The organism is Amnibacterium sp., assembly GCF_051956055.1.
Taxonomy (GTDB): domain Bacteria; phylum Actinomycetota; class Actinomycetes; order Actinomycetales; family Microbacteriaceae; genus Amnibacterium.
This window is the reverse complement of sequence record NZ_JBQCGC010000032.1, coordinates 1-10,012: the sequence shown is the minus strand read 5'-3', so window position 1 is coordinate 10,012 and position 10,012 is coordinate 1. Positions and strand designations below refer to the sequence as shown.

At 72.3% G+C, this 10,012-nt stretch carries 13 protein-coding genes; 2 read left to right on the top strand and 11 right to left on the bottom strand.

Features of this window, described 5'->3' with window-relative positions; translation table 11 throughout:
* Positions 1 to 203: YgaP-like transmembrane domain (locus ACTHLI_RS04835; RefSeq protein ID WP_440181892.1), on the top strand; the 203-nt coding region annotated here is incomplete at its 5' end.
* 22 nt (positions 204 to 225) lie between these two features.
* Here the strand turns inward: ACTHLI_RS04835 and ACTHLI_RS04830 are convergent.
* The 10 genes from ACTHLI_RS04830 to ACTHLI_RS04785 form a co-directional block, all read right to left on the bottom strand.
* Positions 226 to 1,221 (bottom strand): NADP-dependent oxidoreductase, encoded by a 996-nt coding sequence (locus tag ACTHLI_RS04830; protein WP_440181891.1) that lies wholly within the window; start codon positions 1,219 to 1,221, stop codon positions 226 to 228.
* Positions 1,222 to 1,314: 93 nt separating this feature from the next.
* The gene (locus ACTHLI_RS04825; protein WP_440181890.1) at positions 1,315 to 1,968 is read right to left on the bottom strand and encodes a cation diffusion facilitator family transporter; all 654 of its coding nucleotides are present in this window, start codon (positions 1,966 to 1,968) and stop codon (positions 1,315 to 1,317) included.
* Complete coding sequence (locus ACTHLI_RS04820; RefSeq protein WP_440181889.1) at positions 1,965 to 2,549, bottom strand: cation transporter; 585 nt, start codon at positions 2,547 to 2,549, stop codon at positions 1,965 to 1,967. The genes ACTHLI_RS04825 and ACTHLI_RS04820 overlap by 4 nt, the downstream gene beginning before the upstream one ends.
* 36 nt (positions 2,550 to 2,585) lie before the next feature.
* A complete protein-coding gene (gene acs, locus ACTHLI_RS04815; RefSeq protein ID WP_440181888.1) occupies positions 2,586 to 4,553 on the bottom strand; it encodes an acetate--CoA ligase in 1,968 nt (655 codons plus the stop codon).
* 22 nt (positions 4,554 to 4,575) lie between these two features.
* Positions 4,576 to 5,208 (bottom strand): acetate uptake transporter, encoded by a 633-nt coding sequence (locus tag ACTHLI_RS04810; RefSeq protein ID WP_440181886.1) that lies wholly within the window; start codon positions 5,206 to 5,208, stop codon positions 4,576 to 4,578.
* Between the two features lie 131 nt (positions 5,209 to 5,339).
* The gene (locus ACTHLI_RS04805) at positions 5,340 to 6,002 is read right to left on the bottom strand and encodes a DUF1345 domain-containing protein (protein WP_440181884.1); all 663 of its coding nucleotides are present in this window, start codon (positions 6,000 to 6,002) and stop codon (positions 5,340 to 5,342) included.
* Positions 6,003 to 6,094: 92 nt separating this feature from the next.
* Positions 6,095 to 6,910 carry an SDR family NAD(P)-dependent oxidoreductase gene (locus ACTHLI_RS04800; RefSeq protein ID WP_440181882.1) on the bottom strand — a complete coding sequence of 272 codons (816 nt, stop codon included), beginning with the start codon at positions 6,908 to 6,910 and terminating at the stop codon, positions 6,095 to 6,097.
* A 67-nt stretch (positions 6,911 to 6,977) separates the two neighbouring features.
* Positions 6,978 to 7,562, bottom strand: a complete 585-nt coding sequence (locus tag ACTHLI_RS04795; protein WP_440181881.1) for a TetR/AcrR family transcriptional regulator — start codon at positions 7,560 to 7,562, stop codon at positions 6,978 to 6,980.
* A 58-nt stretch (positions 7,563 to 7,620) separates the two neighbouring features.
* Positions 7,621 to 8,385 (bottom strand): enoyl-CoA hydratase/isomerase family protein, encoded by a 765-nt coding sequence (locus ACTHLI_RS04790; RefSeq protein WP_440181880.1) that lies wholly within the window; start codon positions 8,383 to 8,385, stop codon positions 7,621 to 7,623.
* Positions 8,386 to 8,562: 177 nt separating this feature from the next.
* Complete coding sequence (locus ACTHLI_RS04785; protein ID WP_440181879.1) at positions 8,563 to 8,967, bottom strand: hypothetical protein; 405 nt, start codon at positions 8,965 to 8,967, stop codon at positions 8,563 to 8,565.
* 63 nt (positions 8,968 to 9,030) lie between these two features.
* Here ACTHLI_RS04785 and ACTHLI_RS04780 point away from each other — a divergent pair, with 63 nt between their 5' ends.
* Positions 9,031 to 9,639 carry a TetR/AcrR family transcriptional regulator gene (locus ACTHLI_RS04780; RefSeq protein ID WP_440181878.1) on the top strand — a complete coding sequence of 203 codons (609 nt, stop codon included), beginning with the start codon at positions 9,031 to 9,033 and terminating at the stop codon, positions 9,637 to 9,639.
* A gap of 25 nt (positions 9,640 to 9,664) precedes the next feature.
* Here the strand turns inward: ACTHLI_RS04780 and ACTHLI_RS04775 are convergent.
* On the bottom strand, positions 9,665 to 10,012 hold a 348-nt coding region (locus ACTHLI_RS04775), incomplete at its 5' end, for a GNAT family N-acetyltransferase (protein WP_440181877.1).

Sequence of the window (10,012 nt, the reverse complement as noted above, 5' to 3'; positions counted from 1 at the left end):
TCAGGATCGGTGCCGGCGCGGTTCTCGTGCTCGCCGGCCTGCTGCTCCTGCCGTGGGGCGCCCTGCTCGCGCTGGTGGGCGCGCTGGTCCTCGTCGCCGGGGTCGCCAACTGGTGCTTCATCGCACCGCTGCTGGGTGTGCCGTTCCGGGCCTCGGACCTGCCCACCGCGCCGCTCCGCGACCACGCGGACGCGTCGCACTGACGGTGCGCCGCGCCGGGCGGCATCAGTGCTCGACGCGGAACCGGTCTCGCAGCTTGCCCGATCGGTAGGTCGTGGCCGCCGCGGACGTCCTCGTCCCGACGACCACGACGCCACGGCTGTGCCGCGCGTCCAGGTCGGCCATCGCGAGCGCCAGGTCGTCGAGGCCGTAGAAGCCCGACACGAGCACCCGGATGTTCCAATCGGCGACCAGCTGGGCCACGTCGCGGAGCTCGATCGCGGCGATCCGGTCGTCGCCCGGCGCGCGGTACAGCTCGACCTCGACCTCCCGGCGTCGCTCGCTGGCGACGAACCGGCCCATCGGCAGGGAGAGCTCGGCGCCCAGCGACTCGTACGAGCCGTAGTTGTCGAGGAACGCGCTGATCCGCTCGCCGTCGGCCGATCTGCGGATCCGCTCCGCGAGACCCGGGCCGTAGGCGACCGGCCGCACGCCGATCGAGCGCAGGTAGTCGTGGTTCTCCTCGCCGGCGATGCCCACGACGCGGGCGCCGGCCAGGTGCGCGAGCTGGCACTCGAGGTGCCCGACGCCTCCGGCCGCCGCGGACACGACGACCACGTCCTGCTCGCTCAGCCGGAGCCGCTGGATCAGCCGGTAGGCGGTCAGCCCGACCAGGTAGAGCGCGCCGCCGACCTCCCACGTCACGCGCTCCGGCTTCGGTACCACCGCGCCGGCCTCGACGACCACCGCGTCGGCGTGCGCGCCGTGCGCCGGGTCGTGCCCGAGGACGGCCGCTCCGTGCCGCACGCCCTGCACGCCGGGGCCGACGGTGCGGACGAAGCCGGCGAAGCTCGTCCCCTGTCTCGCGGGGAAGGTGACGGGGAGCGTGTCGGCGAACCGGCCCTGTCGCACGTACAGGTCCATGTGGCTCACGCCGGCAGCCACCACATCCACGAGCACCTGGCCGGGGCCGGGCTCGGGCCTCGGCTGGTGGTCGAGTCGCACCGCACCGACGTCCCCGTAGGCGTCGTAGAGGGCCACGCGGCCCGATCGCTGCTGCACGGGCTCACGGTATGACCGGCCGCGGCAGCCGGCCAGGGGCCTTCGGTCCTTCCCGAGGTGACGGGGGCGCGAGGCGGAGGACGACCGTCCGGCTCAGTCGTCGAGCTCGAGCGGCTCGCCGGTGCACAGCGCCAGGAAGACGTCGCGCAGCAGGCGGACGGCTCCGAACCCGACGACGAGGCCGATCGCGATCGCGGCCGCCGGATCCAGCCAGTACAGGCCGTGCGCGAGGAGCACGATGGCGCCGACGACCGCCACTGCGGCGGCGGAGGCCGCGTCCGCGACCGTGTCGAGCAGCACGGAGCGCATGTGCAGGTCCTCCTCCTGCGCGCCCCGGCCGAGGATCACCGCGCCGAGCCCCATCGCCGCGGCCGAGGCGACGGAGACGAGCAGGACCGGCAGGCCCGCGACCTCCGGCGCGCCCGTGAGCAGCCGGCGGACGGCCTCGACGAGGACGCCGACCGTCAGCGCCAGCAGCCAGCCGCCGTTGATCAGCGCCACGACCGTCGTCGCGCGCGACCGCCCGTGCCGGTCGCGCAGCCGCACGGCGATCAGCCCCAGCACGATCGCGAGCGAGTCGGCGAGGAAGTCGGCACCTGCCGCGAGCACGGCGACGGAGTGCGCGAGCAGGCCCGCGACGGCCAGCGCGCCGATCAGCGCCACGTTCAGCGCCAGCACGGCCCCCAGCCGGCGCGCCTGCCCGGCCCGCGGGGGAGTCGCCTGCGGTGACGAGCCTCCGGAGGTCATCCCCGCAGGATCTCCCGGGCCTCGCGCAGCGCGTAGAAGACGATCACGAGCCCGGCCAGCGGGTCGGCCCACCACCATCCGAGGAGCGCATCGAGCACGAGCCCGAGCAGGACCGCGCACGCGAGCAGCCCGTCGACCACGGTCACCCGGCTCTCCGTGATGAGCACCGGGTTGCCGAGCCGGGTGCCGACGTGCCGCTTGCCCGCGGCGAGCGCGAACATCGCGAGCGCCGTGATCGCGGTCCACACGATGCCGCCGATGCTCCGCTGCGCGTGGTGCTGGGTGAGGAGGGCGACCGCGGACTGGACCACGAGATAGGCGGCGAGCAGCACGAACGCGACGGCGATGAGCCGCAGCGCCCGCCGCTGCCGGTCGGCCCCGACCCCGGACAGCTCCCAGAGCACGACCGTGCTCGCGCCGATCTCGATCAGGGAGTCGAGACCGAAGCCGGCGAGTGCCACCGACCCCGCCGCGATCGCGGTGATCGCCAGGACCACGATGCCGACGACGTTCCACAGCAGCGTCGCGACCTCGAGGAGACGACCACGGCGCAGGAGGGAGGCGTGCGAGACGGTGGACACGCCTCCGATCCTGCCGTGTGCGGTCGTGCCACGTCGTCAGTCGTCGCTCGGTGCCGCCGCCATGCCGACCCGGATGTCCTCCATCACCGTCGAGTCCGCGAGCGTCGTGACGTCGCCGATCGGCCGGTGCTCCGCGACGTCGCGGAGCAGACGCCGCATGATCTTGCCCGACCGGGTCTTCGGCAGCTCGGCGACGATGAGGATCTGCCGCGGGCGCGCGATCTTGCCGATCTGCGTCGCGACCCAGTCCCGCAGCTCGGCGGCCAGCGACGGACCGCCCTCGCCGGCGTCGCCGCGGAGGATCACGAAGGCCACCACCCCCTGCCCGGTCGTCTCGTCGGAGGCCCCGACGACCGCCGCCTCGGCGACCTTCGGGTTGGCGACCAGCGCCGACTCGATCTCCGTGGTGGAGAGCCGGTGCCCCGCGACGTTCATGACGTCGTCGACGCGGCCGAGCAGCCAGAGGTCGCCGTCGGCGTCCTTCTTGGCGCCGTCCCCGGCGAAGTAGCGGCCGGGGAAGCGCGACCAGTACGTGTCCACGTACCGCTGATCGTCGCCCCAGATCGTCCGCAGCATGCTCGGCCAGGGCTCGGTGAGCACGAGGTAGCCGCCGGATCCGTTCGGTACCGGCGTGCCCGAGTCGTCGACGACGTCCGCGGAGACCCCGGGCAGCGCTCGCATCGCCGCTCCGGGCTTCGCCGCGGTGACCCCCGGGAGCGGGCTGACCATGATCGAGCCCGTCTCGGTCTGCCACCAGGTGTCGACCACGGGGGTGCGGTCGCCGCCGATGTGCGTGCGGTACCAGATGTACGCCTCCGGGTTGATCGGCTCACCGACGCTGCCGATGACCCGGAGGCTCGACAGGTCGTGGCGGCCGGCGAACGCGGTCCCCCACTTCATGTGGGTGCGGATCGCCGTGGGCGCGCAGTAGAGGATCGACACCTTGTACTTCTCGACGATCGCCCACCAGCGGTCCTTGTCGGGGAAGTCCGGGGTGCCCTCGTAGAGCACGCTCGTCGTCGCGTTCGACAACGGCCCGTACACGATGTACGAGTGGCCGGTGACCCAGCCGATGTCGGCCGCGGTCCAGTACACGTCCGTGTCGGCCTTCAGGTCGAAGACCTCGTACTGGGTCCACGAGCACCCGGTGACATAGCCGCCGGAGGTGTGGAGGATCCCCTTCGGCTTGCCCGTCGTGCCGGACGTGTACATGACGTAGAGCGGGTGCTCGGCGTCGAAGGCCTCGGCGTGGTGCACGGGCGACGCCTTCGCGACGGTGTCCGCCCACCAGTGGTCCCGGCCCTCGGTCCAGGCCACATCGTTGCCGGTGCGACGGGCGACGAGGACCGCCGACACCTCCGGGCACCGCTCGAGCGCCTCGTCGACCGCCGGCTTCAGCGGGGCGACCGCACCACGGCGCCAGCCGCCGTCCGCGGTGATCACGACCCTGGCCTCGCAGTCGAGGATCCTCGTCGCGAGCGCCTCCGCGGAGAAACCGCCGAAGACGACCGTGTGCGGTGCCCCGAGCCGCGCGCACGCGAGCATCGCCACGATCGTCTCCGGGATCATCGGCATGTAGATCGCCACCCGGTCGCCGGCGCGGAGGCCCAGGTCCGTCAGCGCGTTCGCCGCGCGGCAGACCTCCTCCGTGAGCTCCCGGTAGGTGATCGCGCGGCTGTCGCCGGGCTCGCCCTCGAAATGGAAGGCGACCCGGTCGCCCAACCCGGCCGCCACGTGGCGGTCGAGGCAGTTCACCGCGACGTTGAGCTTCCCGTCCGCGAACCAGCGCGCGAACGGGGCGCGCGTCCAGTCGAGCACCTGGCTGAACGGCTGCGCCCAGTCCAGCCGCCTGGCCTTCTCGGCCCAGAACGCGAGGCGGTCCTCGTCCGCTTCGCGGTAGGCCTCGGCGGTGACGTTCGCGGCGGCCGCGAACGCGTCCGAGGGCGGGAACCGCCGGGACTCGTCGGACAGGTTGTCGATCGTGGGCGCAGTGGTGTCGCTCATCGTGCGGTGGTCCTCCGGGGTCTCAGGCGCGCGGGAACACGGGGAGCACGACGCGCTTGAAGCTGCTGTTCAGCACGGTCGCGAACGACGTGTACCAGGCGAGGAGCGCGGTGATGATGCCGAGGTAGCCGCCGAGGACGGACAGCCCGGACGCACCCGCCGCCGCACCGATGCCGAGCGCGAAGAACGTGAGGGTCAGGAACGCGAAGACCGCCACGAGCGCACCGGTCGTCCGGAGCGCGGCGACCGTCATGTAGAGCGTGAAGATCCCGAACGCGATCAGGAAGATGCCCACGCCGGTGCCGCCCGCGGCCACGTCGCCCTTGGTCGAGACGAGGTACCAGAAGGCCAGCCAGAACCCGCCGTAGGTGCAGAAGGCGGTCGCGCCGAACGTGTTCTTGTTCGCGAACTCCCAGATGCCGGCGATGAGCTGGCCGAGGCCGCCGTAGAAGGCCGCGAGTCCGAGCACCGCGGCGCCCGCCGTCGGGATGATGCCCGCGTTCGCGAAGCTCAGCACGAAGGTGGTGAGCGCGAACGCGGCGAGCCCGAGCGGAGCGGGATCGGCGAATCGGGGCCCGGCGTCCACCACGGGCGGAGCCGTCACGGTGGGATCGGGAGCGGGGCTGACGTTCGATGCGACGTGTGCCGACGACATGGTGTCTCCTTCGACCGGGAAGCGCCATCGCTTCCCATCCGAGCGGAGCATACGCTCGCATCGTCCGGAAACTCCATGCTGACCGGCGCTTCTGGTAGGTCGCCCTCCGGCTCATCCGGAGGGGCCGTGCGCTACTTGGCGAGGCCGGCGATGAGGTTCACCGTCGCCGCCAGCACGATCGCTCCCAGCAGGTAGGAGAGCAACGCGTGGCGGAGCGCGGATCGGCGGATCGCCCGGCGCCCGACTGGGGTGTCGGAGATCTGGTACGTCATGCCGATGGTGAGCGCGAGGTAGGCGAAGTCCGCGTAGTCCGGCTCCTCCTGCTGGTTGAAGTCCACGCCGCCGTCGCGCCCCGTGTAGTAGAGCGCTGCGTACTTGAGGGTGAAGACCGTGTGCACGAGGAACCAGGCGAGCGCGACGCTCGTCACCGCGAGCGCCGGATCGAGGATCTTGCCGCCCTGGTGATTGCCGCTGAGGAGCAGGGCCACCGCGCCCAGGCTCGCGATGCACGCGACGGTGAGGATCGTGCCGCTCAGCGCGGCCGTCGGATCCTCCCGCGTCGCGTGCGACGCGGTCTCCCGGGCGTCCATCCCCCAGATCGCGCGCCAGGTGAGGAGGAGGAACACCAGCGCGAAGCAGATCCACCCCGAGCTCGGCGCGACCGTCGGGGCGCGGAGCAGTGAGCCGACCAGGCCGCCGCCCACCACCCCGACCAGGGCCGCGACCAGCACCCGCACGATGACGAAGGACCGCTTGGACAGCGGTCGGCTCCGAGTCGATCGAGCAGCGGTCATGTCGGCACAGTAGACGGGGTGGCCCGCCCGGTCCCCGACCGTCGCTGAGCCGCCCGTCGGGACGGTCTCGGCCCGAGGGTGAACCGGCGTGTTCAGATGCTCCGGTGCTCCCGGACGGCCGCCGCCAGCTCGTCGAGCTGCGAGGCCAGCGCCAGGTCGACCTCGAGCGGTGCGCTCGCGTGCAGCGCCTGCATCCGGCGCCGTTGCGGCAGCGAGGTGTTGATCTCGTGCTCGTCCGCCCGCAGCGCCGCGAGCATGTCGTGCACGACGTCGGGCGTGCTCCGCCTGCCGAAGCCGACCGACTCGCCTGCGGTCGACGACGCCATCATCGGGGTGTCGGTCGCGCCGGGGTACGCGGTCGCCACGTGCACGCCCGAGCCGTGCAGCTCGCGACGCAGCGCGTGACCGAACGCGGCGACACCGGTCTTCGTCGCGGCGTAGACCGTGTAGAAGGGGAGCGGCACGAGGGCGATGCCGCTCGCGACGGTGAGGACGACCGCGCCTCGCCCGGGCGGAACCCGGTGCAGCTCCGGCAGGGCGGCTCGCGTCAGCAGGATCGGCGCGGTGAGGTTGAGATCGATCATCGCGTGGATGTCGGCGGGGTCGATGTCCTCGAGGTGACCCGCCCGGACGTTGCCGGCGTTGTTGACGAGCAGATCGATCGCGCCGAGGCGCTCGCGGGCCTCCGTGACGACGCGGCCGGGCACCTCGTGATCCGTGACGTCCGCCGCCAGGACGTGCGCCGTGCCCCCCGCTGCGCGGACGAGGTCCGCGGTCTCCTCGAGGGGCTCCGGTCGGCGACCGACGAGGAGCAGGCTCGCGCCCTCAGCGGCGAGCTGGACGGACAGCTCCCGGCCGATGCCGCTGCCGGCTCCGGTGATGATGCCGGATCGATTCGTCAGGTCCACGGTGCTCCTCGGGTCGGGTCGGGTCGGGTTGGGGTTGGGGTCGGGGTCGGGGTCGGGGTCGGGTGGGTCAGTGCAGCAGGGCGAGCGCGGCCACCCGGGCGTCCGCGGCCCAGTCGATCGCGGGCTCGGTGTGCGCACCGACCATCGCGCCGTCGTAGAGCATCGCGAGGTGGATCCCGGTGGTCTCGGGGGCCGCTGATCCCGCCTCCTGCGCCAACCGGGCGAAGAGGCCGCGGATCCACGCCCGGTGCTGCACGTTGACCGCGTGCGCGGGGGAGTCCTTGGTGCTCTCGGCCTCCGCGTTGATGAACGGGCAGCCGTTGAAGTCCTCGGTGCGGAACCAGTCCCCGAGCAGGGTGAAGACGGCGGCGATCTTCGCCTCGGGGCCGCCGTCCACCGCGTCGAGCTCGGCGGCGACGTGCTCCCGCCACGCGCGGCTCCTGCCTTCCACATACGCGCCGACGAGGTCGTCCTTCGTGCGGAAGTAGGTGTACATGCTCGTCTTCGACACCCCGGCCGAAGCGGCGATCGTGTCGACGCCGGTCGCGTGGATGCCGTCGGCGTAGAACAGTCGGTCGGCCGTCCTCACCACCCGCTCCAGAGCGGGTCGGCGTCGAGTTGTGGGCGGGTTGACGACCATCGCGACCTCCATGAACTGGTCTGTGCAGACTAGTCCCGGTGGGGCGCCTCCCGACGCCCCACCGGCGGGATCAGGCCTGCTGCTGGTAGGCGAGGTCGGCTGCGGTGAGACCCTCGAGGGCCATGCCGAACGGGACGTCCTGGGTGATGCGGCGGCGCAGGTTGAGGTTCAGGGTCTGCTTCTGGAGCGAGCGGTACAGCGTCGGCTTCGCGGCCAGCTTCCTGGCGATCTCCAGCCCGCGGTCGAGCGCGCGGTCGTGCTCGACGACCTCGTTGGCCACGCCCCACTGCAGGGCGGTCCGCGCATCGATCGTCTCGCCGGTCCAGAGTAGGTACTTGGCGCGCGCGGTCCCGGCGATCTCCTCCCACACGACGTGCAGGCCGTCGCCGGCGGTGATGCCGAAGGCGGGGTGCGGGAAGTCGCCGTAGGTGGCCTGCTCGGAGGCGATGTGCACGTCCGCGAGGAGCAGGTACTCCGAGTGGATGGTGGCGGTGCCGTTGGCGACGCCGACGACCGGCATCGGCAGGTCGAGGAGCCGCTCCAGAACCTTGCGGCCCTCGACGCGGGTCTTCTCCCACGCGGCCGGCTTGAAGATCTCGCCGAGGCTCGGGCCGTCGATGTCCTTCATGAAGTGGTCCCCGGTGCCGGTGATCACGAGGGCCCGGTTGTCGCGGTCGAGCGAGATGTCCTCGAGCGCCCGGGGGAGGTCCTCGTGCGTCTGGCCGGTGAACGTCAGCGGGCCGCCGTCCGTGTGGAACCGCATGACGAGCACCCCGTCCTCGTCGCGGGTGAAGGCGAGGTTCTCGTACGAGTCGAAGTAGGCGGGCGTGCTCATGGTGGCTCCTGATGTCACTGGTGGCTGGACAGACCTGTTCAGTCCGCGAGGTAACTGTACCGATCTGTCCGGATAAGTCAACGCGAGAGCCGCTCGTGACCGTGCGAATCGGGTCGCGCGTGATCCGACCGGGCCAGTCGATCTCGCTCCGGTGGGGCCGCGACCGGCGAGCGGTCCTCAGTGCTGCACCGCGGCGACGATGCTGAGCACGCGCTCGCCGATGAAGCTGAGCCCGGCCGCCGCGACGAGGAGCATCGGCAGGCCCATCCCGATGCGTGCCCCTGGCGGGGCGCCGACTCGACCGGTCCGGCGCGCGAGCACGAGCACCGCGAGGACGGCAGCGGCGATCGCGGCGGCGATCGACACCGCGGTGGCCAGCAGGAACAGGAGCAGCCCGACGGGCGCGACCGCCATCACGGGGACGAAGGCGTCACCGATCGTCAGCAGCCACGATGCGCCGAGCACGAGGAACCCGCCGCGCACGATCCTCGCGTCGGTCGCGCGGGCGAGGGGCCCGCTCGCGATCCGCGCGAGCGTCAGCGCGCCTCCGGAGACGACGAGCCAACGGATCAGGACCTGCATGGCACTCCACGACTCCTCCCGAAACCCACCAATGTGGTGTGTTTCACCGGATACTCTAACGCTGTGGAGCAGGACCGCACGAACGGCCCCCGCGGGTCCTACCGGAAGGGGCAGCTGCAGCGGGCGCGGCTGCTCGATTCGGCGACGGCGGTGTTCGAGCGCCGCGGTGGAGATCTCACGCTCGGCGACGTCGGCGAGCAGGCGGGGGTCTCCCGGGAGTCGGTGCGCCACTACTTCCCGACCGTCGCCGACCTGCTGCTCGCGATGCAGGAGCAGCGCGACCGCGAGGCCGAGGCCGGCGGCGGGGACGCGCCGCTCGACCAGCGGATCGCGGCCGAGATCCGCTCCGCCCATGTCACGCGGGGGTCAGCCGCGCTGACCGCGATCCTCACGGCGAGCGCCGTGATCGACACGGAGGGGCGGGTCGGGCAGGCCATGCGTGTGCGGCTCGCCCGCCTCCGGAGCTCGCTTGGCGCGGCGGTGCGGGCGGCGCAGGAGGCCGGGGAGTTCCGCGACGACATCGAGGCCGAGCTGCTCGCACGGCTGCTGCTCGCCGCGTCGCAAGGACTCGCGGCGCAGATCCTGATCGAGGGCGACGATGCCGCGGGCGTCTCCGCGGCGCAGGCGGCGCTGATCCGTCTCCTCGGACCACCCGATCGGCACGAGGGCTGATCGGGCGGCCGACGGCAGGACCCGATCAGCCGCCGGCGCCTACCGCGAGCTTGAAGCCCACGTGCGAGGCGGTGAACCCGAGGCGCTCGTAGAACCGGTGTGCGTCCGCGCGGGCGGCGTCGGAGGTGAGCTGGACCAGGCTCGCGCCGAACTCCGGAGCCCGCTCGATCGCCCAGCGCAGCATCGCGGTGCCGAGACCGCGTGCGCGCTCGGTGCTCGCCACGCGCACCCCTTCGATCTGCAGCCGGGTCGCCCCGACACGAGGAAGACCGGGCAGTCGGGTCAGCTGCATCGTGCCGACCACCCGACCGTCCTCCTCGAGCACGACCAGGAGATGGTTCGGATCCCCGTCGATCTCCGCGAAGGCCCGCGC